19 protein-coding genes and 2 tRNA genes are annotated in these 23,689 nt (G+C 64.9%); 8 read left to right on the top strand and 13 right to left on the bottom strand.

Going from position 1 to position 23,689, the window contains the following annotated elements:
- Positions 1 to 58 precede the first annotated feature (58 nt).
- From BMX78_RS01465 to BMX78_RS01450, 4 genes are all read right to left on the bottom strand, one after another.
- On the bottom strand, positions 59 to 1,696 hold the full coding sequence (locus BMX78_RS01465) for an ABC transporter substrate-binding protein (RefSeq protein WP_091415498.1): 1,638 nt from the start codon (positions 1,694 to 1,696) through the stop codon (positions 59 to 61).
- A 236-nt stretch (positions 1,697 to 1,932) separates the two neighbouring features.
- Positions 1,933 to 3,063, bottom strand: a complete 1,131-nt coding sequence (mnmA, locus tag BMX78_RS01460) for a tRNA 2-thiouridine(34) synthase MnmA (protein ID WP_091415495.1) — start codon at positions 3,061 to 3,063, stop codon at positions 1,933 to 1,935.
- Positions 3,064 to 3,189: 126 nt separating this feature from the next.
- A complete protein-coding gene (locus tag BMX78_RS01455; RefSeq protein WP_091415493.1) occupies positions 3,190 to 4,419 on the bottom strand; it encodes a cysteine desulfurase family protein in 1,230 nt (409 codons plus the stop codon).
- Positions 4,420 to 4,428: 9 nt separating this feature from the next.
- Positions 4,429 to 5,115, bottom strand: coding sequence for a helix-turn-helix transcriptional regulator (locus tag BMX78_RS01450; protein WP_091415491.1), 687 nt, complete (start codon positions 5,113 to 5,115; stop codon positions 4,429 to 4,431).
- Positions 5,116 to 5,245: 130 nt separating this feature from the next.
- On the opposite strand from BMX78_RS01450, the gene BMX78_RS01445 reads away from it, so the two are divergent.
- On the top strand, positions 5,246 to 5,626 hold the full coding sequence (locus tag BMX78_RS01445; RefSeq protein ID WP_091416019.1) for a hypothetical protein: 381 nt from the start codon (positions 5,246 to 5,248) through the stop codon (positions 5,624 to 5,626).
- Here the strand turns inward: BMX78_RS01445 and BMX78_RS01440 are convergent.
- Positions 5,623 to 6,333: a hypothetical protein gene (locus tag BMX78_RS01440; RefSeq protein ID WP_353615416.1), complete on the bottom strand. Its 711-nt coding sequence runs from the start codon at positions 6,331 to 6,333 to the stop codon at positions 5,623 to 5,625. The two genes, BMX78_RS01445 and BMX78_RS01440, sit on opposite strands and share 4 nt — an antisense overlap.
- A 203-nt stretch (positions 6,334 to 6,536) precedes the next feature.
- Here BMX78_RS01440 and BMX78_RS01435 point away from each other — a divergent pair, with 203 nt between their 5' ends.
- The 4 genes from BMX78_RS01435 (at position 6,537) to BMX78_RS01420 (ending at position 9,716) form a co-directional block, all read left to right on the top strand.
- Positions 6,537 to 7,475: a J domain-containing protein gene (locus BMX78_RS01435; protein ID WP_091415488.1), complete on the top strand. Its 939-nt coding sequence runs from the start codon at positions 6,537 to 6,539 to the stop codon at positions 7,473 to 7,475.
- A 52-nt stretch (positions 7,476 to 7,527) separates the two neighbouring features.
- Positions 7,528 to 7,995, top strand: coding sequence for a tRNA (cytidine(34)-2'-O)-methyltransferase (locus BMX78_RS01430; RefSeq protein ID WP_091416013.1), 468 nt, complete (start codon positions 7,528 to 7,530; stop codon positions 7,993 to 7,995).
- A gap of 268 nt (positions 7,996 to 8,263) precedes the next feature.
- Positions 8,264 to 8,854, top strand: a complete 591-nt coding sequence (sigK, locus tag BMX78_RS01425) for an ECF RNA polymerase sigma factor SigK (RefSeq protein WP_091415486.1) — start codon at positions 8,264 to 8,266, stop codon at positions 8,852 to 8,854.
- A gap of 10 nt (positions 8,855 to 8,864) precedes the next feature.
- A complete protein-coding gene (locus tag BMX78_RS01420; protein WP_091416010.1) occupies positions 8,865 to 9,716 on the top strand; it encodes an anti-sigma factor in 852 nt (283 codons plus the stop codon).
- A gap of 81 nt (positions 9,717 to 9,797) precedes the next feature.
- Here the strand turns inward: BMX78_RS01420 and BMX78_RS01415 are convergent, their stop codons facing one another.
- The 4 genes from BMX78_RS01415 to BMX78_RS01400 form a co-directional block, all read right to left on the bottom strand.
- Positions 9,798 to 10,577 (bottom strand): PIG-L deacetylase family protein, encoded by a 780-nt coding sequence (locus BMX78_RS01415; RefSeq protein WP_091415484.1) that lies wholly within the window; start codon positions 10,575 to 10,577, stop codon positions 9,798 to 9,800.
- A 3-nt stretch (positions 10,578 to 10,580) separates the two neighbouring features.
- Positions 10,581 to 11,534, bottom strand: coding sequence for an electron transfer flavoprotein subunit alpha/FixB family protein (locus tag BMX78_RS01410; RefSeq protein WP_091415482.1), 954 nt, complete (start codon positions 11,532 to 11,534; stop codon positions 10,581 to 10,583).
- Positions 11,535 to 11,548: 14 nt separating this feature from the next.
- Entirely contained in the window at positions 11,549 to 12,349 is an 801-nt protein-coding gene (locus tag BMX78_RS01405) for an electron transfer flavoprotein subunit beta/FixA family protein (protein WP_091416007.1), read from the bottom strand.
- Between the two features lie 270 nt (positions 12,350 to 12,619).
- Complete coding sequence (locus tag BMX78_RS01400) at positions 12,620 to 14,281, bottom strand: trypsin-like peptidase domain-containing protein (RefSeq protein ID WP_091415480.1); 1,662 nt, start codon at positions 14,279 to 14,281, stop codon at positions 12,620 to 12,622.
- 286 nt (positions 14,282 to 14,567) lie between these two features.
- On the opposite strand from BMX78_RS01400, the gene BMX78_RS01395 reads away from it, so the two are divergent.
- The 3 genes from BMX78_RS01395 to BMX78_RS01385 all read left to right on the top strand — a co-directional run bounded on the left by BMX78_RS01395 (position 14,568) and on the right by BMX78_RS01385 (position 19,072).
- Positions 14,568 to 16,619 carry a TPM domain-containing protein gene (locus BMX78_RS01395; protein ID WP_091415477.1) on the top strand — a complete coding sequence of 684 codons (2,052 nt, stop codon included), beginning with the start codon at positions 14,568 to 14,570 and terminating at the stop codon, positions 16,617 to 16,619.
- 122 nt (positions 16,620 to 16,741) lie between these two features.
- Positions 16,742 to 17,533 (top strand): PspA/IM30 family protein, encoded by a 792-nt coding sequence (locus BMX78_RS01390; protein WP_091415476.1) that lies wholly within the window; start codon positions 16,742 to 16,744, stop codon positions 17,531 to 17,533.
- A 108-nt stretch (positions 17,534 to 17,641) separates the two neighbouring features.
- A complete protein-coding gene (locus BMX78_RS01385) occupies positions 17,642 to 19,072 on the top strand; it encodes a cryptochrome/photolyase family protein (RefSeq protein ID WP_091415473.1) in 1,431 nt (476 codons plus the stop codon).
- A gap of 43 nt (positions 19,073 to 19,115) precedes the next feature.
- Here BMX78_RS01385 and BMX78_RS01380 read toward each other — a convergent pair whose 3' ends face one another.
- The 4 genes from BMX78_RS01380 to BMX78_RS01365 form a co-directional block, all read right to left on the bottom strand.
- Complete coding sequence (locus BMX78_RS01380) at positions 19,116 to 20,048, bottom strand: cytochrome b/b6 domain-containing protein (protein ID WP_091415470.1); 933 nt, start codon at positions 20,046 to 20,048, stop codon at positions 19,116 to 19,118.
- A gap of 139 nt (positions 20,049 to 20,187) precedes the next feature.
- Positions 20,188 to 20,261: transfer RNA gene (locus BMX78_RS01375), tRNA-Met, on the bottom strand.
- 236 nt (positions 20,262 to 20,497) lie between these two features.
- Positions 20,498 to 20,571 (bottom strand) — tRNA-Met (locus BMX78_RS01370).
- 132 nt (positions 20,572 to 20,703) lie between these two features.
- Positions 20,704 to 23,682: a UPF0182 family membrane protein gene (locus BMX78_RS01365; RefSeq protein WP_091415468.1), complete on the bottom strand. Its 2,979-nt coding sequence runs from the start codon at positions 23,680 to 23,682 to the stop codon at positions 20,704 to 20,706.
- Positions 23,683 to 23,689: the final 7 nt, after the last annotated feature.

The following is a 23,689-nucleotide window of genomic DNA, read 5'->3' as shown; positions in this document are numbered from 1 at the left end:
CCAACAGTTAGGAGGCAGGACCGCCAGGGCCCCGCCTCCTAAGCTGGCATACCGGGAATTACTTGGAAACTTGTCCCAGCCGGAACTTGAACGATGCATCCAGGGTGGAATCCACGCCCTTGACACTCTTCCCGGAAACAGCAACCTGCGCTCCTTGGAGCAACGGCAGGGTGGAGATGTCCTTGGCCAGCTGGTTCTGGATGTCCTTGATGGTCTTCTCACGCTCGGCTTTGTCCGGGGTGACAAGCTGCTTTGCGATCAGCGCTTCGACGTCAGGGTTGGAGTAGTGGTTCTTGAAGAAACCGCCCTTCGGGAACATCGGCGTCAGGTAGTTGTCCGCGTCACTGAAGTCCGGGAACCAGCCGAGCTGGAAGACCGGGTAGCTGTCCTTCTTCGACGCCGCGTTGTACGTGACCCACTCGGTGGACTGCAGGTCCACCGTGAACAGGCCGCTCTTTTCCAGCTGGTCCTTGACCATGGCGTACTCGTCCCCGGAGGACTTGCCGTAGTGGTCCGGGTTGTACTGCAGCTTGATGTTCACGGGGCCGCTGATGCCGGCGTCGGACAGAGCCTTCTTGGCCTTATCCAGGCTGGGCTTGCCCGAGCCATCGCCGTAGGCCTCCTTGAAGGATTCGTTGGCGCCGAGGAAGCCGGACGGAACGTTGGACCACATGGGCAGGTAGGTGCCCTTGTAGACCTGGTCAGAAATGGCCTGGCGGTCAATCAGGTTGGCAGCGGCCTGGCGGACCGCCAGCGCCTTCTTCGGATCTGCTTCCGGAGTCTTCGCGCCAAACGGCATGGTGTCGAAGTTGAAAACGATGTACCGCATCTCGCCGCCGGGTCCAACATTGACCGTGACGTTGGAGTCCTTCTTGAGGTCGTCGATGTCCGTGGCGCTCAGGCTGCGGTTGGCCACGTCAATCTGCCCGCCCTTGACTTCCAGCTTCATGTTGGTCTGGTCGGTGTAGTACTTGATGGTGGCCCCGCCGTTTGCCGGCTTGCCCAGGACACCTTTGTAGTCCGGCCAGGCCGTCAGGCTGATGAGCGTGTTCTTGTTATAGGAATCGATAACGTACTGGCCGTAGAACGGCTTGGCCTTGACGATTTCCTCGTCGCTGAGGAGTTTGTCCGCCGGGAAAACCTCATCGTCGACGATGGGGGCCGCCGGGCTTTGGAGGATCTGCGCGAAGGTTTGGTCGTTGGCCTGCTTCAGCGTGAAGACCACTGTAGTGGCATCCGGCGTGGCAATGGACTCGATGTTGGTCAGCAGCGACGCAGGGCCGTTGGGATCGGCAATCTTGGTCTGACGGTCAAACGAGAACTTCACGTCCTTGGAGTCCAGCACGTGCCCATTGGCCCATTTGAGATCGCTCTTCATCTTGACCGTGAACTCGGTGGGTTTGGTGAACGATGCCGATTCAGCGAGGTCCGGGGCGGGTTCCGCCCCGCCGGGCTTGGAGTTCATCAGGAAGGAGTAGATCTGGTTCATCACCATAAACGAGCCGTTGTCGTACGAGCCCGCGGGGTCAAGAGCGGTCACCTTGTCAGTGGTGCCGTACGCGATAGTGCTTCCCGCATTCCCGGATGCCGTGCTGCCTCCGCCACCGCCCGACGGGCCCGTGCAGGCAGTCAGTGCGAGCGCGGATATGCCTGCCAGCGCGATAGCGCCGTGCAGTGCTTTGTTGCTCTTGGTCATCTGTGAACTTTCTGTTCGATGAGTACGTGCCCGCCGGCCGCTGCTGGATATCTGTGGACAGGCGGGAGCACGCTGTGCTGATGCCTAGATTCAATCAGAGAGTGAACCCTCACGGCGGACCATTTAGTGAGTTGAGACACAAAATTTACCTGATCGCTGAGGGACTCCCCCGCACCGGCGGCAGCACAAACAAAACCGCCCCGGCAGGACCGGGGCGGTGATGGAAATTCGGGAGATTAGAGCGCGGCGCGCTGCAGGGAACGGGCGGCGTCGATGGTTGCCTGGCCCAGCACTCTGCTGCCCTGGTAGAGGACAACAGTCTGCCCGGGCGCAACGCCGCGCAGCGGGTTGGTCAAGGTGACCACCAGCTGGGCTGCGCCATCGGATTCGCCGCGTTCCATCCGGGCAGTGGCAGGAACGGGGTCGCCGTGTGCACGGACCTGCGCGTAGCAATCGAACTCCTCGCCGGTATCCACTTCGGCGATGGGCAGGCCCGCCCAGGACACCTTGATGCCGCGGATTTCATCAATCGCGAGCAGGGCTTCTGGCCCTACCACCACTTTGTTTTCCTTGGGCCGGATTTCCAGGACGAAACGCGGCTTACCGTCGGCGGCCGGCGTGCCGAGCTTCAGCCCGCGCCGCTGCCCCACTGTGAAGGCGTTGGCGCCAGGATGCTCGCCCACTTTCGCTCCGGTCTCATCCACGATGTCGCCGGTGGCCATATCAATTTTCTCGGCGAGCCAGCCGGCGGTGTCGCCGTCGGGGATGAAGCAGATGTCGTGGCTGTCCGGCTTGTTGGCCACGGAGAGGCCGCGCCGCTCAGCTTCTGCCCGCACTTCGGCTTTGGAGGGCGTGTCAGCCAGCGGGAACATGGAGTGCTTGAGCTGCTCGTGGGTCAGGACGCCCAGGACGTAGCTTTGGTCCTTCGCCCAGTCAGCGGCCCGGTGGAGTTCGCGGTTGCCGTCTGCGTCCTCGATGACCTTGGCATAGTGCCCCGTGCAGACGGCGTCGAAGCCCAGCGCAATGGCCTTTTCCAGCAGTGCGGCAAACTTGATCCGCTCATTGCAGCGCATACAGGGGTTGGGTGTCCGGCCGGCGGCATATTCGTCGATGAAGTCCTGGACGACGTCTTCCTTGAAGCGCTCGGAGAAGTCCCACACGTAGTAGGGAATGCCCAGGACGTCGCAGGCGCGCCACGCATCGCGGGAGTCCTCGATGGTGCAACAGCCCCGGCTTCCGGTGCGGAGGGTGCCGGGCATGCGGGACAGCGCCAGGTGGACGCCGACGACGTCGTGACCCGCCTCGACGGCGCGGGCGGCGGCAACGGCGGAATCAACGCCGCCGCTCATGGCTGCAAGAACTCGCATGGTTGCTTTCTGTTGGTGGTTCCGGCCCCTGGCCGGTGCTGGCTGACGGTGCCTCGCTGGAGGCATGCTGCCTCCGTCGAAACGATCTTCGCCTATCTATTCTACGCACCTGCCGCAAAGGCAGTCTTAGCGGCCGCCCAAGCCCTGCCGCGCTACCGTACCGGCAGTCTGGATGGAGGACTCGTGGCCGGCCATGCCGGCCTGCCGGGCCCGGGCGTAAGCATCCGGAAGGGCAGCGAGCAAAGCGTCGACGTCCGCATCCTTGGAGGAGTGCCCCAGGGTGAAGCGCTGGGCTCCGCGCGCAGTTTCCTCGTCCAGGCCCATGGCGAGGAGCACATGCGAAGGCCGCGGAACACCAGCGGTGCACGCTGATCCAGTGGATGATTCCACACCGGCCAGATCCAGCAGGAACAGCAGGGAGTCCCCCTCGCAGCCGGGGAAGGTGAAGTGCGCGTTGCCCGGAAGCCGCCCGTTCCTTGGCGCCCCGCGCAGGACGGCTTCGGGCACCCGGTCCCGGACGCCGTCGATCAACCGGTCGCGGAGGGCAGCGATCCGGGCAGACTCCGTGCCCAGGTGGACTGCGGCATTCTCTGCCGCCGCAGCAAACGCGGCAATCGAAGCGGTATCCAGGGTGCCCGAGCGGACGTCGCGCTCCTGCCCGCCACCGTGCTGGACCGGAGTAAGTTTTACCGACCTGCCCAACAGCAGGGCACCCACTCCCACGGGCCCGCCGATCTTGTGTCCGGAAATTGACATGGCGTCAAGACCGGACGCTTTGAAGTCCACCGGCAGCGAACCAAAGGCCTGCACGGCGTCGGAGTGGACCGGGACACCAGCCGCGTGCGCGAGTTCCACAACGCGGTGGATGGGCTGGATGGTCCCCACCTCATTATTGGCCCACATCACGGTGACCAGAGCGATGGAGTCCGGATCGCGGGCAAGTTCCGCTTCCAGAACCGCGAGGTCCACCGCCCCGTCACTGTCCACCGGGAGCCAGGTGACATCGGCCCCTTCGTGGCGTTCCAGCCACTCCACAGTGTCCATCACTGCATGATGCTCGACGGCGGAGCACAGGATGCGCCGCCGCTCCGGCTTTTCGCCCGCGCGGGCCCAGTACAGTCCCTTGACCGCGAGGTTGTCCGACTCAGTGCCGCCGGAGGTAAAGATCACTTCCGAAGGATGCGCCCCTGCCGCTGCGGCGAGTGCCTCGCGGGCGTCTTCCACCGCCCTCCGGGCGCGCCGGCCCGAACCATGCAGGGATGACGGGTTGCCGGTGCGGGCGAGTTCACGCGTCAGGGCAGCCAGCGCCTCTGGAGAAAGAGGGGTGGTGGCGGCATGGTCAAGGTAAACGGGCACCCTGTAATTCTAGCCGTCATGCCCCGGCGGTTCAGGGGCGGGCGTGATCCTGGCGCAGCAGTGGCCGGGCAGATCGGAGGGCACCACCCTGCCGCCGGATTCTTCCAGGCAGGCCGCCGCCCCCTGCAGGAACGCCCCGTTCATGGCGCACACGACCCCCGGATGCTTATCCGAGAGTCGGTGGAAAGGGCAGTTGGGCAGGACGAAGCCGCCGTCGCCGTCCGGTTGGGGCCGGTAGCCCGCCTGGACCAGGAATTCCTGGAGGGTCGCGGATGCCTCCGCCATCGCATTGCCCCTGCGGTACGACTCCGCAGGCAGGGTCTGTTCGATGGGCTCCCCCGCGGTGGTGGATTTTTCGATGGCCGCGGCCATCAGCTCCCCGGCGAGATCGTAGTTCCGGTCCGGCACGGAGGCCCCGATTTCGCCGGCCACAGGACGGTACATCTTGGCCGGACGGCCCGAGCCGGGGCCCGTTTTCCCGGCCGGCTTGTGGAACTCGACCGCCAGCAGGCCGTCCTGCACCAGGCGGTCCAGGCGGAAGGACACCGTACTGCGGGGAATTCCCGTCCGCTGCGCGACGTCGTCGCGGCCCAGTGCGCCGGGGGACGACGCCACGAGTTCAAAAAGCTGGCGCCGCTTTTCATCACCGAGGGAAGCGAGCGCAGCCATGCGGTTCGCCCAGGGAAGTCTGGCCATTGCTCCACCAATCCAAAGTCAAGATGTATTGATTATAGACCCTCACCGTTTCTAAAATAGGAGAACCTACTTTTAGAAGGAGTCAGTTGTGAAAACCACATCAGCATTGCGTGCCAACACCAGCACCACGATGGATCCCGCCCGGCAGGCCTTCCTGTTGCTGCGGACTGTTTTTACGGTTGCGCCCATCATCTTCGGGCTCGATAAGTTCACAAACATCCTTGCCGACTGGACCGTCTACCTTGCGCCGCAGGCCACGGCGCTGGTGCCCTTGCCTGCCCAGACCATCATGTACGTGGTGGGAGTCGTGGAGATCCTCGCGGGCATTGCGGTTGCCGTCCGGCCCAGGTTCGGCTCGCTCCTGGTGGCTGCGTGGCTGGCCGGAATCATCGTCAACCTGCTGTTGCTCGGAAGCTTCTTCGATGTGGCACTGCGGGACTTTGGATTGCTCGTTGCCGCCCTCGCACTGAACCGGCTCTCCCAGCGGGCTGCCCTGCAGTCCGGGATTTAGGCCGACGGAGGCAGGACCGGCAGGAACCGGACGGCGTCTGCCCTGGCCGCGGCCAGGGCAGAGGCATCCGGGCAGGCAACAGAAAGGTAGACGGACGATCCGGACGTGCCGAAGAGCCTGGCCAGGACTGCTGTGGCCTTGCCCCCTTGCGGCGCCGCCTCTTCCAGGGCCAGCACTTCAAGCGTCCGGCCAGGATGGGACTCGTCACCACCCCACCGCAGCGTGGCGGGTTTCAGGTACCCGGGCAGGATGGTGGGATCAAGATATTGAAAGAGTGCGACCGTCGATTCCCGGTCGTCACCGCGTGCCAGCACCGCCTGGTTGGTCCGGACTTTGGCAGCAACAACGCACCCGTCGGCCTTGAGGTACTGGCTTTCGCCCGCCACGCTGTCCTTCACCATCTTCCAGCCAGGGGCGTCCTTCAGCCCCTCCGAAATGCCCACGGGCACTCCCGGTGCAAGGATGCCGCCGGACGCGAAAGGCAAATCCTGCGCGGCCACCGCCTCAGCGTCGTGGCCCGGCGTGATGGTGGGGGTGGCAAGTACTGGGGCAGTTTCCACTGGCCGCGGGGCCGAGGGGTCCGGAATGCCAACGCTGCAGCCGGCCGTCGTGATGCAGGCGAGGACTGCTGCCGCCAGCGTCAACCGTCCGGGCCCGGGCATGCCGGCCGGTGCCGCCGTCGTCGGCTTTTCCATGTCTGCCCCCACTGTGGTTCCTGACCTGCAGCTGCTGCCTGCATTCCTTGCCTGCTGCCGCGGCAGCCATCCTTGTCGAGTCTAAACTCCGCCGGATCCCGCCCGTGCCGGGAACCCGAAGCCCAGGCACGGACGTTGACAGATCAGGGGCCGATAAGCTGGCCCCACAGGGCTGCCCGCCGCGGACCGGCCGTACCAACACGAAGGATGAGTGCTTGACCGAGAGCAGCTCCCACTACCAGGTGCTTCGCGTGGCAGTTACCGCCACCGAAAAGGAAATTAAGGTTGCGTACCGCCGTGCCGCCCGCAAGGCCCACCCCGACCACGGCGGGGATCCTGCCGCTTTCCGCCGGGTCACCAGCGCCTACGAAACGTTGATCGACCCACAGCGCAGGAAAGCGTACGACCGCTCCTACGCAGCAGGTACCGCCAACAAAGCCGACGCCGAACCCCACTTTGATGCACCGGCGGCGGGCAGCAGGGCCTCGGCCACCGTGCACCAGGCCGGCGGCGCCCGGAACACCGCGGGTGATCCGCCGGTTTACGTCCCGCCCTACGGCCCGGGGGTGGAGGACGTGCCCCTGGTTCCGTTGGCACAGGCCAGCCAGCAGGTCCATGGCATGCCTCGGAAGCGCGGGATTTTTGGGGCCGAAGCGCGGATCCAGCGGGAGATGCGTACGGTCCAGCTCCTGACCCGGCAGGTACTGCCGGCCATTCCGGCGGCGCGCCTGATCAACGGGCTCCAGTCCCCAGCCGACAACAGCCACATCGACCACGCAGTGCTGTCCGGATACCGCCTGGCGCTCATCGGCTCCATGCTGCTGCCCAAGGGCGCCTACGCCTGGGACGGCAGGACCCTGAACCACGGCGGCCGTTCGATTGCCCCTCCGCAGCTGGCGCACGTAGTCCGGGCCATGCAGGACATCTTCCCCGAGCTGAACGTCACGGGCTGGACGGTGGTGCTGAGCCCGGGCGGCAACCTGCATGAACCGGTGATCGACAACCACCGCCGGTCTCCGGGCGAACTCGAGCCGGTTCGGATCGTCAACGCTGCCGGGATGGTCCGGGGCGTCAAGGAGTTCCTGGCGGCAGGACCGGCTCCCAACACTGTCAATGTCCCGATACTGGCCCGGCTGCTGCGGGGCATGCACTGAGCCGCATGCACTGAGCGGCATTGCACTGACCAGTGGTGACTAGGATGGGATGGTGTTCCGCATCCTCTTCCATGAACCCGAAATCCCCGGCAACACCGGCAACGCCATCAGGCTGGCGGCCATCACGGGCGCTGAACTGCATCTGGTGGAACCCCTGGGGTTCGACTTCTCGGACGCGAAGCTCCGCCGCGCCGGCCTGGATTACCATGACCTCGCCGTCGTCACCGTGCACCGCAACATCGAGGACGCCTGGCAGCATCTGCAGCCCGAGCGTGTCTACGCCTTCACCTCCGACGGGGCAGCCAGTTACACGGACATCGCCTACCAGCCCGGTGACGTCCTGATGTTCGGACGGGAATCGGTGGGCCTGCCGCCGGAAATGAAGACGGATCCGCACGTGACCGCCACCGTACGGCTGCCCATGCTGCCGGCACTGCGCTCGCTTAACCTGGCCAATGCGGCTTCCATCGCCGTCTACGAGGCCTGGCGGCAACAGGGTTTCGCCGGCGCCCGCATCTAAGGCCCGCCCGTTATGGCCCGCCCGTGAGCGGTGCAATCCGCCGGCAACCGCCCGGGGCCTCGAAACCCGCGCGGCCCTCAAGCTGACGAAACAATTTCCCGCCCTGCCCCATCCGCACGCGGCCGTGCACCGAATCCCTCCTGAGAACAGTCCATTAGCGATCAAGGAGCGGCAGGTGACACTTCTCCGGGCAGGTTCCAGAACCAGCCGGGGCATCCCCGGCACCACTGACCAGGATTCACCACCTGGAGACTTATGCTTGGTAGTGATGGATACTCCCGATGCTCCCGCGGTCACGGACACGCCGGCCGAGCTCAGCCAACGGCTCACAGTCCTGCTGGGACAGATCTCCCAGGGTGACCGCGCTGCCTTTGCGGAGTTCTACCGGCTGACCTCGCGCCGGGTTTACGGTATGGCGCGCAGGGTCCTGATTGATGCCGAGCTCAGCGAGGACACCACCCAGGAGGTCTTCCTCCAGGTCTGGCAAAACGCGGGCAGATTCGATCCCGCCGCAGGCAGCCCGCTCTCCTGGCTCATGACGATTTCCCACCGTCGTGCCGTGGACAGGGTCAGATCCGCGCAGTCCGCCACGGACCGGGAGGCCCGTTACGGTGCCAGCAGCCAGGACATAGACCACGACACCGTGTCGGACGAAGTGGGCAGCAGACTCGAAGCCGAAGCCGTGGTGCGGTGCCTGGGAACGCTGACCGAAACGCAACAGGAATCTGTCCGCCTTGCCTACTACGGCGGCCTGACCTACCGGGAAGTCGCCGAGCGGCTGAACGCTGCAGTTCCCACCATAAAGTCCCGCATCCGCGACGGACTGATCCGCTTGAAGACCTGTTTGGGGGTGAGTTGAAATGACAGAAATGAACCATGGACCGGCCGGCCGTTCAGGCGGCTTCGGCGATACCGTCGCAGCTGACCTCGCCTCGGGCCGCGTCATTGACCTGGCCGAGCTGTATGCCCTCGATGCCGTAACGGACGATGAACGCCGCGCGATCGAAGAGTACATTTCAGCCGCTCCTGCTGCCGAGCGGACGTCATTCTTCGAACGCGTCCGCCAGTCCCGGGAAACCCTCACCCGCACGTTCAAGGCTGAGGAAGAGCCGCCCGCAGATCTCTTCGACCGGATCGTCGCCCAACTTCCGGCCCGGCTGCCCGCGCAGTTGCCGACTCCGGGGCCGTCCCCGGCGCCAGAGCAGGAGGGCAACGGCCCTGAAGGTCCCACCGATGAGCTCGCCAAAGCCCGGCAACGCCGGGAGGAACGGCGGCGTCCGGCCGGAACCCGCCGCTGGCTGGCGGGCATTGCGGCCGCGGCGGCCATTGCCCTGGGCGGCGTCGGCGTCGGGTCCTATATCGCGGACCAGAACGACCCCCTGAACCAGGTGGTCCGGGCTGATGACGTCCGCGAAGCCTCTGTACCCGTGGCCGCGGGTGGAACCGCAACGGTTCTGGTCTCGTCTTCCAAAGACGCCTTGGTGGTCAAGATGAATGGTGTTCCTGCCCCGCCAGAAGGCAAGGTCTACCAGATGTGGCTGATTCCAAAGGACGGGTCGGCGCCGGTGTCCCAGGGCCTGATGGATGAGGCCGCCTTATCCAAGCCCGCTGTAGTGGAGGGCATCGCCTCCGCCGCGGCGCTCGGAATCACGGTTGAGCCCGTCGGTGGATCCAAGTCCCCCACGTTGCCCACGGTGGCTGCGGCTCCGCTCGGCGCGTAGCAGCTTCGCCCACGCTGAACATGGGAATGCCCCGTGATCATCCTGAAGGATGGTCACGGGGCGTTTTTTATGGCGTCCGGCTCAGAAACCGGCGATGGTTCCCGGCCCGTTGACGGCTACTACGTGGAACGCTTCGGCGCTGTGTCCTGCCGCCAGCCCGGCGCGTTCGGCATTGACGTGCATGCCCTGGCGGACCGCGGCTTCCATGGCCTCCACGTCGGGATGCTGGCTGACGTGGACGTGGATGGCCTGCAGTTTGGCCTCCACGTGCTCAGTCACGTCAACAAAATGGTTTTCCCGCTCTTCAGGGCCTGCATACAGCCATAGCCACGGAAGCTTGTAAGCCGCCAGCCCGGCTTCTGCCAGTTCCGGGTAGGCGAAAGGATTTTCCACCGCAGGGTAGACGGCCCGCGTGACAGCCTCCCCCACTGCGAGATGGTCCGGATGGCTCTTCTGGATCCGCCGCCAGTTCCGTTCCGGATGCATGGCCAGTACGACGTCGGGGCGCAGTTCGCGGATGAGCTTCACCACCCCGCGCATCACCTCATGCGAGGGCTCGAGGTAGCCGTCGCGCTGATGGAGGTAGTGGATGTCCGAGACCCCGACCAGTTCGGCGGCGCGGCGCTGTTCGGCGTCGCGCATGGCGATGATGTTGGCCCGGTGGGCGGGATCGAAGCCGCCGGCATCGCCGTCGGTCATGATGCAGTAGCTGACCTGGACACCGGCCGCCGTCCAGGCGGCAATGGTTCCTGCAGCGCCGAAGTCGATGTCGTCAGGGTGGGCCGCAAAACAGAGCACCCGCCCAATCCGGTGCGTGGCCGGGTTGAACGGGCTCTGTGCCTGGCTGGCTGAGGCAGTCAATAATCAGCCTTTGCGCTTCTTGATCTCGGCCGTGGCCTGCGGCAGGACGTCGAAGAGGTCCCCGACGATGCCGAAGTCCGCAATCTCGAAGACGGGCGATTCGGCATCCTTGTTGACCGCCACGATGACCTTTGCGGTCTGCATGCCGGCCTTTTGCTGGATGGCGCCGGAAATACCGGCAGAGATGTAGAGCTGCGGGGACACGGTCTTGCCCGTCTGGCCCACCTGGGCATCGTGGCTGATCCAGCCTGCGTCGGTAGCCGCACGTGATGCTCCCACCGCCGCTCCCAGGGCATCGGCAAGCTCCTCCACAGGTCCGAAGTCGCCGTCCACGCCGCGGCCGCCGGCTACCACGATGCGGGCGTCGGTAAGGTCCGGGCGGCCGCTGGCCACCTTCTGCTCGCGGGCCGTGATCCGTGCCGCCGCCGCAGTGCTGCCGGCGGGAACCTCCACCGTGACGGTTTCGGGCGAGCCGGGTGCGGCAGCCGGCTCGGGCACCACGTTGTTGGCCTTGACCGTCAGCACCGAGACGGGGGTGCTAGCCTTGCAGGCCGTGTTGTAGGAGCCGGCGAGCACGGACTTGTGTGCCGTGCCGTCCGCTTCCACGGCCACAACGTCGGTGATGACGCCGGCGTTGAGGCGGATACCGAGCCGGGCAGCGATTTCCTTGCCCTCCGGTGAGTTGTCGAGCAGGACGATGGCCGCCCCGGTGTTCTCTGCTGCAGCCGCGAGGTAGGCAGCCTTGGGCGCCACCAGGTAGTCGTCCAGGTCCTGTGCCGAGGGGCGCAGGATGGTGCTGACGCCGTACTCCGCGAAAGTGGAGGAGACGCCGCTGTGCAGTTCGCCGTTGAGGGCCACCACGCTCTCACCGAGGGTGCGGGCCAGGGTCAGCAGCTCGAGGCTGCTCTTCTTCAGCGCAGCGCCGGGGTTGTCAATAAAAACGAGTACTTTTGCCATGTCGGTGTTCCCTCTTAGAGCAGCTTCTGGGCGGCCAGGAAGTCAACCAGCCGGATGCCGGCGTCGCCTTCGTCGGTGATGATGGTGCCGGCGGTGCGCGGCGGCCGCTCTTCAGCGTTGGCCACGGTGGTCCAGGAACCGGAGTGTCCCACCTGGGCAGCATCCACCCCGATGTCCGCAAGGGACAAGGTGGTGATGCTCTTGCGCTTGGCGGCAATGATGCCCTTGAAGTTGGGGTACCGGGGCTCGTTGATCTGGTCGGTCACAGACACCACTGCCGGAAGGGTGGCTTCCACCGTTTCGGAGGTGGTGTCCGCATCCCGGCGTGCCACAAGCCGTCCGCCCTCCACGTCCAGGGAGGACGCGAACGTGACCTGGGGAAGGCCAAGGCGCTCGGCCAGCTGCGCCGGCACCAGGGAGGTTTCGCCGTCGGTGGAGGCCATGCCGGTGATGATGAGGTCCACGGGGCCGTCCTGGCCGAGCCGCTGGACGGCAGCCGCCAGAGCAAGGGAAGTGGCCGCGGCGTCCGAGCCCGCCAATGCGTCGTCCGTCAGGTGTACGCCTTCGGTGGCACCCATCTGGAGGGATTTCTTCACGGCGTTGACGGCACCGGCAGGCCCCATGCTCAGGGCGATGACCTGGTTGCCTGCCTTGCTGCCGCCCCGCGCCTCGGCCAGCTGCAGTGCAGCCTCCAGCGCGTACTCGTCCAGCTCGGACAGGATGCTTTCGTCACGGTCCGTCGTGTAGCGCTCCCCGTTGAGGTGACGGTCGAACTGGGCGTCCGGTACATGCTTGACCAGGACGATGATCTTCAATGTCTTCTCCACTGTATCGACAGCAGCCTTCCATGCTTGTGGACAGCCAGCCGGGTAAGGTCATGGCCGCGGGATGCCCGGCGTACGGGTAGCTCCTAGCTAACCATATCGACGTTGGGCGCCGCCCTCTTCCATTACGCCAGTGTCAGCACTTTTACGACGACGGCGGGAAGGTTCGACGGCGGCGCCCCCACCTGGGGTGGGAATCACCGCCGTCGAACACTCCTAAAGGTGCCGCCGCACCGTATGGCCGGTGCCGGGGTGCCGCTCCTAGCTTGCGGTGCCGAGGGCGACGTCGAGGGTTTGTTCTGACCCGTTGCGCAGCACAGTGATCTTTACGCTGGAACCCGCGGGCTGTTCCCGGACCGCGGCCGTCAGCTGCTCGGGCTCACCGATGGCGAGGTCGTTGAATTTGGTGATGACGTCGCCCACCTTGATCCCTGCCTTGCCGGCAGCCGAGCTTGCTTCCACTGTGGCGACCTCCGCTCCCACCGAGAATTCAGAGGCGGCGCTGGAGGCGGCCTTCTTCTTGACGCTGACACCGAGCTGGCCATGCGAGGCCTTGCCCGTGTCGATGATTTCCTTGGCCACCCGCTTGGCGTGGTTGATGGGGATGCTGAAGCCCACACCGATGTTGCCGCTGGACGAGGACGAGGACCCTGATCCGGCAGAGGCAATCGCCACGTTGACCCCGATGATCTCACCGCTGCTGTTCACCAGGGCGCCGCCGGAGTTGCCGGGGTTGATGGCGGCATCGGTCTGGATGACGTTGATGGAAATCTCGCCCTGCCCGGTGGTCTGCTGGCTCTGTCCGCCACCCGGTGGGGCGAACTGGAATCCGCCTCCGTCATTACCCTCCGCGTTGTCGCCCTCTTTCGGGGCCGCCGCGGAAGCCACGCTGATGGTCCTGTTCAGCGTGGAGACGATGCCATCCGTGACGGTGCCGGTGAGGCCGAGGGGGGAGCCGATGGCAATCGCGGTATCGCCTACGTTGAGCTTGCCGGAGTCGCCCAGCGTGGCCGGCGTGAGGCCGGACGTGTTGTCCACTTTGATGACTGCGAGATCGGACAACGGATCCGTGCCCACGAGCTTGGCACTGAGCACCTTGCCCTCGCTGGTCCGGACTTCAAGGGACGCATTGGCTGTCTGGCCGTCCAGCGTGACCACGTGGGTGTTGGTCAGGATGTGCCCCTGGTCGTCAAGGACGATGCCGGAACCCGTCCCGCCGGAGCCGCCGCTCGTGGCGCTGATGGTCACCACGCTGGGCGAGGCCTTGACGGCAGCTGCGGTGATCGCGTTGACGTTGTCCTTGTTGTTGACGATGACCGTGCCGGGCTGGCTGTTGCTGCTGGTGATGGCGGTGGAGCCGTCGTTATCAAACAGTCCCCCGGAGCCAACGGTGGCCACTCCCCCGCCCACCAGGCCGGCGGCGAGGATGCTGGCTACCAGGGTGCCGACGCCGAACGAGGCCTTTTTGCGTGGGGCGTCCTTAGGGTTCGGGGCCAGGCCAACAGGAGCGCCGGCCGCTGCGTGCTGGCTGTTCTCCTGGCCTTGGCCGTAGTAGCCATAGTGGCCCTGGGCGGCCTGCGGTCCGGCATATCCCTGCGACTGGCCATGGACCGGCTCGCCTCCCTGGCCGTCCGGGGCGCTTTGTCCATAGAACGGCTGGCGCTGCGGGTACGGCTGGCGCTGCGGGTACGCCGGGTGTGCTCCGGGCAGTTCCCGGGTTGGGTTCTCCGGGTCAAGCCGTTCAGTGTCCTGCTGACGTGGCGCCGCAGCTTCGTTGGCCGCCGCAGGGTTCGAGGCTCCCATGCCCTCACCGTCCTGATGATCCGGGTTGTTACCGGGCTGTGCGGACTGCTGCTGCCACGGATCCTGCCGGCCCGGACCGCGGTTTCCGGAAGGGTCACCGGGGGTTTGGTTCTCAGTCATGGGACTTCCTTTCATCCTCGTCTGAATTAACTATGGACTCCCTGCCTGTAACAAGTTCGGATGTTTGCTGAGAGCTTGCTGAATCCGGTCATGGACTGGATTTCGCTGGCCATGCATCGTTTCGCTGGTGGCATATTCACCTCAATGGACGGGCTGTGGGGTGCACCATAGAATCAAGATGATTGCCACAGCGACCTGCGGCTTTACACCATGCGTGGGGGCGCTGCTGCATTCTGAGACGACCGGTTCGTCCCGAATCGGTGTCAGGCGTGCTGAAGGGTTGCACATGCGGTCAAAGTTCAAACGTATTCTCGCCGTGATCGGCCTTACCGGGCTGCTGGCGGTACCCGCCGGTGCGGCCTGGGCGGAGGATCCGGTCACTCTGAATCCCTCAACCAAGGTTGTGGATTCAGCCGGGGTCCTGGGCGGAAAAACGGCTGAGGTGCAGGAAGCCATCAAGAAGCTGGGCACCGACCACGCCATGGTGCTTCACGTCGTCACCGTCAAGAAATTCGAAAACCCTGCCGACCGGGAGGCCTGGACAGACGAGGTGGCCAAAAAGGCAAACCTTGGTTCGAATGCCCTGATCCTCGCGGTGGCTACCGATACCCGGCAGTACATCCTGAACAAGGGCGGCAGCAAGATCACCAACGCCCAGGTCGAGAACATCAAGAGCAAGGCCATCGGGCCCCAGCTGGCAAACGACAACTATGCCCAGGCTGCCATTAACGCTGCAGGTGCCATCGGTGACGCTGCGGGAGGGGGAAGCGGCAACGTCCCTTCTGATGGAAGTGCCGGCGCCGCTGTTTTGGTGGGGACCGGCGTAGTAGCCGCTGGTGGTGCAGGTGCCTACGTCTACTTCCGGAACCGGCGGAAGAAGGCTGCCGAAGCCCAGTCGTCCAGCGCAAGCTACGGTCCGCAGGGTGGCCAGGTGGACCCGCTGGCGTCCCTCAGCGTGGAGGAACTGCGCCGCAAGAGCGGTTCGCTGCTCATCGAGGCGGACGACGCCATCAAGTCCAGCGAGCAGGAACTGATGTTCGCCCAGGCACAGTACGGCGATTCCGCCGTCGGCAACTTCACCAAGGCGCTGGATGAAGCCAAAGCCCACATGACGGAGTCGTTCAAGCTGCAGCAGCAGCTGGACGATCATATTCCCGATACTGAAGAGCAGCAGCGCACCTGGCTGGGCGAAATCATCCGCCGCTCGGAGGCTGCGCTGGCATCGCTGCAGGAGCAGAAAGCCGACTTCGATTCCCTGCGTGAACTGGAGAAGAACGCACCGCAGGCCCTGGCACGAGTCAACGCCGGCGCGCGCGAAGCAGACGCCAAGATCTCCAGCGCGGAACAGTCCCTCACCGCCCTGCGGGCCAAGTATGCCGAGAGCGCGCTTGCGCAGGTCTCGGACAACATCCTGCAGGCCAAGGAGCGCCTTGCTTTCGTCCAGAACGCAACAGCGACTGCCGAGCAGAAACTGGGTGAGGGTGAAGGAAGCATGGCTGCAGTGGCCGTCCGGGCAGCCGAGGAGAGCCTCCACCAGACGAACGTGCTCCTGGACGCCATCTCGAAAGTCTCGTCGAGCCTTGACGAGGCCCGGAACGGCCTGGAGTCAGCGGTAGTGGACACCTCGCAGGACCTTGCCCAGGCACGTGCAATCATCCAGTCCGGCGCCCATCCGGAGCTGGCTGGCCCCGTCGCTGGCGTGGAAGCGACGCTGGCCCAGGTCAAATCAGACATCCAGGGCGGGAAGATCGATCCGATCGCTACCCTGCAAAGGGTGGAGACCGCCCACCAGTCCCTGGACCAGGCGTTAAGCGGAATCCGCGACCAGCAGGAGCAGGCACGCCGGGCGCAAGCATCACTGCAGCAGACCATCATGTCTGCCCAGGCCCAAATCAGTGCCACCTCCGACTACATCACCGCCCGGCGCGGCGGCGTGGGAACCGAGGCCCGTACCCGCCTGGCGGAGTCGCAGCGGAACCTGGACTACGCGCTGTCCATTGCACGGACCGATCCCGTGACCGCCCTGACTTACGCGCAGCAGGCACACGCTCTCGCCGCCCAGGCAGCCCAGCTGGCCCAGGCTGACGTTGACCACTTCGACGGCTACGCCAACCAGGGCTACGGCCGCGGTGGGATGTTCGGCGGAGGTGGCGGCGGCGGACTCGGCGGCGCCATCCTTGGCGGCATCCTGATCAACTCCATCCTTAACGGCGGCGGTGGCGGCGGCTGGGGCGGCGGCCACGGCGACGGCGGCGGTTGGGGCGGCGGGGGCGACTTCGGGGGCGGAGACATGGGCGGCGGCTGGGGTGGAGACTCCGGCGGCGGCGGAGACTTCTAATCCCCTGAAGCTCTCCCCTGGCTTTGCCCGGCCGAACCACAACGGCTTGAGAACGACAGATGCAACACACAACTGTTCACTGATTTCAGTGGTCATCACAGAGCAGGACGAAAGGTAGCACCATGGTTAAGCAGTCCATTTTCGGCCGTATCGCGCAGCTGGCAAAGGCGAACATCAACACCTTGCTGGACAACGCTGAGGACCCGCAGAAAATGCTGGACCAGATGGTCCGGGACTACACCAACAACATCGCTGAGGCGGAGTCCGCCGTGGCACAGACCATCGGCAACCTTCGGATGCTCGAGGACGACTACAACGAGGACGTCAAGAACTCCCGCGACTGGGGCAACAAGGCCCTGGCCGCATCCCGCAAGGCGGACGAGTACCGCGCCAGCGGCAACGTGTCCGACGCCGAGAAGTTTGACAACCTGGCCAAGGTGGCACTGCAGCGCCAGATGTCGGCCGAGAACGAAGCCAAGGGAGCCGAGCCTTCCATCGCCTCCCAGCGCGAAGTGGTGGACAAGCTGAAGACCGGCCTGGACCAGATGAAGGGCAAGCTGAACCAGCTGACCAGCAAGCGCAACGAACTGGTGGCCCGTTCCAAGACCGCCGCGGCACAGTCACAGGTGCACGATGCCATCAAGAGCATCGACATCATGGACCCCACCAGCGAGGTGGGCCGCTTCGAAGAAAAGATCCGCCGCGAAGAGGCCCGGGTCCGTGGCCAGCAGGAACTGACCGACTCCAGCCTGGACGCGCAGTTCAACCAGCTGGAGGACCTCGGCGAGCAGGTGGAGATCGAGGCACGCCTTGCGGCCCTCAAATCCGGCGGGACCTCAAAGCCGGCCATCGGCTCAGGCAGCGCTGCAGGCGCTGAATCCACTGTGAACGAAGCCGATTTCGACAAGCTCTAATAGTCCTTGTGAGCGTCCTCGCTGAGGATAGCCGGGACGCTGTGGGCTGATGAAAGGCCGGGGCCGCCGCCCCGGCCTTTCTGTTGCCCGTATGTGTAGCGTGGGGTCATGGCTTCCTCCCACCCCACCTCCCTCGTCTGGCTGCGCGACGACCTCCGCCTGGACGACAACCCCGCACTGTCCGAGGCGGCATCGCTTGGCCTGCCCCTGACGGTGGTCTATGTCCTGGACGAGGAGTCTGACGGCATCCGGCCGCTCGGTGGAGCAACACGCTGGTGGCTGCACTATTCCCTGGAAGCAATGGCCGCATCATTGGAAGCCAAGGGCTCCCGCCTGCTCCTTCGCCGGGGACCTGCGGCAGATGTGATTCAGGGCCTTGCGGGCGAGACCGGTGCGGCCCATCTGTTCTGGAACCGGCGTTACGGACTGCCGGAGCGGACGGTGGATGCCGCGATCAAGGAGTGGGCCGGCAAGAACGGCGTGGAAGCTTCCAGCTTCCAGGCGAATCTTCTGTTCGAGCCCTGGACGGTGCGCACCGGAGCCGGTGGCCCCTACAAGGTCTTTACGCCCTTCTGGCGTGCCTGCCTTGCGGGCGCCAATGTCCGCGAGCCCCTCGAACCGCCCCGGCAGCTGCCGCCGCCTGCCACTGCGACGGGCGGGGCGCTGCCAATCAGCAAAGACCTGCACAGCTGGAACCTCCTGCCGCACTCCCCCGACTGGAGCAGCGGCCTGGCCGAAACCTGGGAGCCCGGAGAGGAAGGTGCCAGGCACCGCCTCGAGGACTTCCTGGAAGGGCCGGCCGAGGACTATGGGAAGGGCCGCAACGTGCCGGGTGTGGAGGGAACCAGCCGCCTGTCGCCGCACCTGCGCTTCGGCGAAGTCAGTCCCTTTCGGGTGTGGCGGGAGATCAGGCGCATGTTGCCGCACAAGGTACCGGCCGACGTCGGGATCTTCCGTTCCGAGCTCGGCTGGCGGGAATTCTGCTGGCACCTCCTGTACACCAACCCCGAACTGGCCACCCGGAACTACCGCCCCGAGTTTGACCGGTTTGAATGGCAGTCACTGAACAGAAGCGAGCTGCGGGCCTGGCAGCAGGGCCGCACCGGATACCCGTTCGTTGATGCCGGGATGCGCCAGCTATGGCAAACGGGCTGGATGCACAACCGGGTGCGGATGGCGGCTGCGTCATTCCTGGTCAAGAATCTCCTGGCTGACTGGCGCATCGGCGAGGAGTGGTTCTGGGACACGCTCGTGGACGCAGACGCGGCCAGCAACCCGGCAAACTGGCAGTGGGTGGCGGGATCGGGAGCGGACGCCTCGCCCTACTACCGGATCTTTAACCCGGTGACGCAGAGCAAGAAGTTTGATTCCGCGGGCCACTACCTGCGCCGCTTCATTCCGGAACTGGCAGACCTCGACGGGAAGGCCATCCACGAACCGTGGAAAGCCGGAGACGTACCCGGCTACCCCGGACCGTTGGTGGGGCTGCCGGAGTCACGGGAGCGGGCCCTGGAAGCTTACTCCAAGCTCAAGGACTGACCGGTCCGGCGGTTCACCCAGGCCGCCGCGCGGGCGGCCACCCTTAGCGGCTGACCTTGCCCATCAGGGACGCAATAGGACGCAGGAAGATGGGGCGGGCCAGGAACCACGCGGCTGCCATGACCACCACCGAGGCGAGGAACACCCAGAACCCAAACCAGCCGTCACCGTCCTGGACGCCGTACATGTGGTTCAGGTTGCGCAGGGCACCGGTGGCCAGCACCAGGAAGACGTGCACCACGATAAAGGCCACGAAGTAGATCATCACCGGGAAGTGGACCGCCCGCGCCCATTCGATAGGGAAAGCCTTGTTGAGGCCGGCCGCCTTCTTGGGCCACGCCGAGGACATCCGCAGGCCGGTGATGAAGGACAGCGGCGCGGCGATGAACACCGTAACGAAGTACGCCAGCAGTTGGAGGGCGTTGTAGTTGATCCAGCCGTTCTCCGTGGGCCAGTCCAGCGACGCGTACTGCAGGGCCGCGGAGAGCGCGTTGGGGAACACGTCCCAGCTGGTGGGTACGATCCGCATCCACTGACCGGTGGCGAACAGCAGGACGCCGAAGACCAGTCCGTTCAGGATCCACAGGGCGTCCAGGGTGAGGTGGAACCACAGCTCAAGGCTGATCTTGGTAGGCGGGTTCTTGGTCTTGATGAGGCCCTTGTTGTTCCGGATCCAGTGGCCGCTGGGGCGCGTGGTGGTCCGCACCTGCCAGCCGGTGCGGATAATGAGCAACAGGAAGAACGCGTTCAGGAAGTGCTGCCACGCCAACCAGGCGGGGAATCCTTCAGGCGCCCCTGCCGGAAGTTCCGAATGCCCGGGGTAATCGGTGACGAAGGAAGCGACGGCAGGCAGCCCCACCAGCCACTTGGCGATCAGCACCACCAGGACCAGCGCCACGAGGACGGCGGGCACACCCCAGTAGAGACGGGACCGCTTGCCCGCGACAGTGCCGGGCTTCTTCGTGGGTGTGGACATCGAGCAACATTCCTCTCGAGAATGACGTGGTGCTCACGATCTGTGAGGCTCTGCGAAAGAGAATACTAGGAACTGCCGGCTTTCAAGGAAAAAAGAAGACCCCGTCCGGCTTGTCTGCCGGTCGGGGTCTTCACATAAGTTGCGGGGACAGGATTTGAACCTGTGACCTCTGGGTTATGAGCCCAGCGAGCTACCGAACTGCTCCACCCCGCGTCGCAGAATCAACACTACCCTACTTTTGCGGCGGGTTTTGCCACCGGCCTTTCAGGGCCCCATCCCGACGCGCCATCACCTTCTGCCGCTTTCCGGACAACGCTCCATCAGCTTCTGCGGCTCCCAGCGCATCGGCCCAATCACTCCATCATGATGTCCGTCCGCCGGTCCTGCGGCGCAAAGGTTAACAACAAAAGGTCCGGACACTGTTTCCAGTGTCCGGACCTTTTCTCCAGTTGCGGGGACAGGATTTGAACCTGTGACCTCTGGGTTATGAGCCCAGCGAGCTACCGAACTGCTCCACCCCGCGTCGCAAGAACTACTTTACCGGGAGGTGAACAGCAGGCCAAATCGGGAGGGCGTGATCTCCGTCTCGCCGGCCCGGCACCCGCTCCGAAAGGAGCGGGTACCGGCTGCCGTCGTCGGAATCAGTACCCGCCCATCAGCTGCCCGGCGAAGGCGACGGAGTGGCTTCCGGGGTCGCGGAGGACGCCGGGGCCGGGGTGGCCTCAGGCGCGGCCACGGGGATCTTCGCCTCAGCCTGCACGGCCTTGTCCAGGGCCGCCGAAAGCCGCTTCTGTGCCTCGCCGTAGCCGGCGAAGTCGCCACCGGCCAGCGCCGACTGGCCGGCCTTGATCGCAGCGTTCGCTTCGTCCAGTGCTGCCTTCAGCTCAGCTTTGGCGTCCGCTCCTGCCGGAGCCGGAGGTGCTCCAGGTTCGGCGGGCGTCTGGCCGTTGTTGTCCGAGTCGCCTGCGGCTGCTCCGGAATCGCCACCGAAGAGCTGCTTCAGCGCCTCATCCAGGGTGGGGGCAAAACCCACCTTGTCGCCGAAGGCCACCAGGACGCGCTGCAACGTGGGGTAGGACGTCTCACCTGTGGACTTCAGGTACACGGGCTGGACGTAGAGGATGCCGCCGCCGACAGGAAGCGTCAGCAGGTTGCCGTTCAGCACGTCCGATGCGCCTTGGCGGAGCAGGTTGAGGGCCTGGGACACCGTTGGATCGGAGTTGAACTTGTTCTGCGCCTGGCCGGGGCCAGGGACCTGGATCTCCGGAGGGATCTGCAGCAGCCGCAGCTTGCCATAACTGTCGGCCTTCACGCCGGCCTGGTTGCCGGCATCAGAATCGGCAGCAAGGAAGCCGTAAAGAACGTTGCGCGCGTTTCCGTTGACGATCTGTGGAATGTACGACGACGTCAGCTGGAAAGCGGGCTTGTCCTGGTCCGGCATCTGCAGCGACATGTAGAACGGCGGCTGCTTGACGTCGGTGTCCACGGTGGGATCCGCCGGCACGCTCCAGGCGTCATTGGTCTTGTAGAAGCTGGATGGATCAGTGACGTGGTACTGCCCCAGGAGCTGGCGCTGGACCTTGAACAGGTCCTCCGGGTACCGGACGTGGCTCATCACGTCGCCCGACATCTCCGAATACGGCTTCAGCGACGAGGGGAACACTTTCTGCCAGGACTTCAGCAGCGGGTCCTGGTCATCCCAGGCGTACAGGGTGACCGAGCCGTCGTAGGCATCCACCGTGGCCTTGACCGAGTTGCGGATGTAGTTGACCGTGCTGTTGGGCAGCGCGACGGCGCGTCCCGACGTGGTCTGCGTATCCTCGGTGGCGTTGGAGAGTTGCTCCTGCTGCGAGTACGGGTAGTACTGGCTGGTGGTGTAACCGTCCACGATCCACTTCACGCGCCCGTCCACCACGGCCGGGTAGGCGTTGCCGTCCACCGTCAGGTAGGGGGCCACCTTCTCCACGCGCTCACGGGGATTGCGGTCATACAGGATCTGGGACTCAGCATTGACGCCGTCCGAGAGCAGCAGGTCCGAGGACTGGAACTTGATGGAGTAAAGCACCCGGTTGAAGAACGTCCCAACATTGGGGCCGCCGTTGCCTTCGAAGGTGTACTGGGTCTCCCCCTCCCCCTCGCGGCCGGAGGGCCTGTCCTGCTCACGGGCCGGGGCACCGTCCGGGCCGCCCACAATCGAGTATTCCGGCGATGACTCACCGAAGTAGATCCGGGGCTGGTAGGTCGAATCATCACCGAGCACACCAGTTGAGGGAATGCCCGACTGCAGGAAGTCCGGCTTGCCGTCCACGGTGAATTTGTTGCCCTTGGCTGCCACCACACCGTAGCCGTGGGTGTACACTACGTGCTGGTTCAGCCAGCCCTGCTGGTTGGTGGCCACGTTGGTGGGGTTCAGTTCACGGACCGCGATCACGGTGTCCTGGATCTTGCCGTCCACTTCGTAACGGTCCACGTTGAGGGCGTCGGGGAACTGATAATACGGCCGGTACTGTTCCAGCTGCGAGAAAGCGTCCGAGATCAGGTTCGGGTCCAGCAGGCGGATGTTGGCCGTGGTCTGCGCGTCCGGTGCCAGGGCTCCGGTGCTGGCGGTGTTGGTGGCGTCATACCGGTTCACCTGGATGGCATCGAGGCCGTAAGCCTTGCGCGTGTTGTCGATGTTGCGCTGGATGAATTCCTTTTCCAGTGTCTCTTCCGACGGACGCACCTGGAACTGCTGGATCACCCAGGGGTAGACACCGCCGGCCAGGATGGACGTGATGACCAGCATCGCGGTGCCGATGACGGGCAGGCGCCAGCGGCCGATGACCGCGGCGACGATGAACAGGATGGCAACCAGCGCCGCTGCCACGGCGAGGATGGCCTTGGTGGGGATGACGGCGTTGACGTCGGTGTAGAGGGCACCGGCCCAGCGGCCGCCGTTACTCTGCACTGCTGAATAACGGTCCAGCCAGAAATTGACGCCCAGGAGCACCAGGAAAGAAGCACCCGCGACGGCGATGTGGATCTGGGCGGCGCGGCTGGTGAAGATGCCCCGCTCCATGAGCCTGATGCTGCCGTACAGGTAGTGGGTGAGGATTCCGGCGATTCCGGCGATGACCACCACGCTGATCAGGAATCCTGTGATGAAGCCGAGGAACGGCAGGGTCATCAGGTAGAAGCTGATGTCCAGGTGAAATTGCGGGTCCTGCTCGCCGAAGGGCTCCTGGTTGAAGAAGAGGAGGACCTTTTGCCACTGGCTGGCCGCGGCGCTGCCGGCGAACAGGCCGAAGAGGACGGGCAGGCCCACCATCACCACGCGGCGGACCGGTTCCAGCTGTGCCTGGTAACGGTTGAGGTTGTCCCGGATTTCAGAGTCCGGCGCGTACACCGGACGGGACTGGTATGCGATGCGGATGGCGAAGAAGACTGCCAGGAACATCACGGCGAATCCGCCCAGGAAAATGCCGATCCTGGCCAGGTTCTCGGTGACGAACACTTCGATGAAGCCGAGCTGGCGGTACCAGAGGACGTCGGTCCAGACGTTTGCGAAGAAGATGAAGCCCACAACCACCAGGGCAACAACGATCAGGGTGGGCGTCAGCGCGCCGCGTCTTGAAGGGGGTTTACCTGTGGACATGGTGCTG

Source organism: Arthrobacter sp. OV608 (assembly GCA_900110595.1).
Taxonomy (GTDB): Bacteria; Actinomycetota; Actinomycetes; order Actinomycetales; family Micrococcaceae; genus Arthrobacter.
This window is presented reverse-complemented; position numbering and strand designations above follow the sequence as displayed.

Excerpts from the sequence above, each read along its gene's own strand:
- BMX78_RS01465 (WP_091415498.1), bottom strand. The coding sequence starts at position 1,696 with ATGACCAAGAGCAACAAAGCACTGCACGGCGCTATCGCGCTGGCAGGC.
- mnmA (WP_091415495.1), bottom strand. The coding sequence starts at position 3,063 with ATGCGAGTTCTTGCAGCCATGAGCGGCGGCGTTGATTCCGCCGTTGCC.
- BMX78_RS01450 (WP_091415491.1), bottom strand. The coding sequence starts at position 5,115 with ATGGCCAGACTTCCCTGGGCGAACCGCATGGCTGCGCTCGCTTCCCTC.
- BMX78_RS01445 (WP_091416019.1), top strand. The coding sequence starts at position 5,246 with ATGGATCCCGCCCGGCAGGCCTTCCTGTTGCTGCGGACTGTTTTTACG.
- sigK (WP_091415486.1), top strand. The coding sequence starts at position 8,264 with ATGGATACTCCCGATGCTCCCGCGGTCACGGACACGCCGGCCGAGCTC.
- BMX78_RS01420 (WP_091416010.1), top strand. The coding sequence starts at position 8,865 with ATGAACCATGGACCGGCCGGCCGTTCAGGCGGCTTCGGCGATACCGTC.
- BMX78_RS01410 (WP_091415482.1), bottom strand. The coding sequence starts at position 11,534 with ATGGCAAAAGTACTCGTTTTTATTGACAACCCCGGCGCTGCGCTGAAG.
- BMX78_RS01400 (WP_091415480.1), bottom strand. The coding sequence starts at position 14,281 with ATGACTGAGAACCAAACCCCCGGTGACCCTTCCGGAAACCGCGGTCCG.
- BMX78_RS01395 (WP_091415477.1), top strand. The coding sequence starts at position 14,568 with ATGCGGTCAAAGTTCAAACGTATTCTCGCCGTGATCGGCCTTACCGGG.
- BMX78_RS01390 (WP_091415476.1), top strand. The coding sequence starts at position 16,742 with ATGGTTAAGCAGTCCATTTTCGGCCGTATCGCGCAGCTGGCAAAGGCG.
- BMX78_RS01385 (WP_091415473.1), top strand. The coding sequence starts at position 17,642 with ATGGCTTCCTCCCACCCCACCTCCCTCGTCTGGCTGCGCGACGACCTC.
- BMX78_RS01380 (WP_091415470.1), bottom strand. The coding sequence starts at position 20,048 with ATGTCCACACCCACGAAGAAGCCCGGCACTGTCGCGGGCAAGCGGTCC.
- BMX78_RS01365 (WP_091415468.1), bottom strand. The coding sequence starts at position 23,682 with ATGTCCACAGGTAAACCCCCTTCAAGACGCGGCGCGCTGACGCCCACC.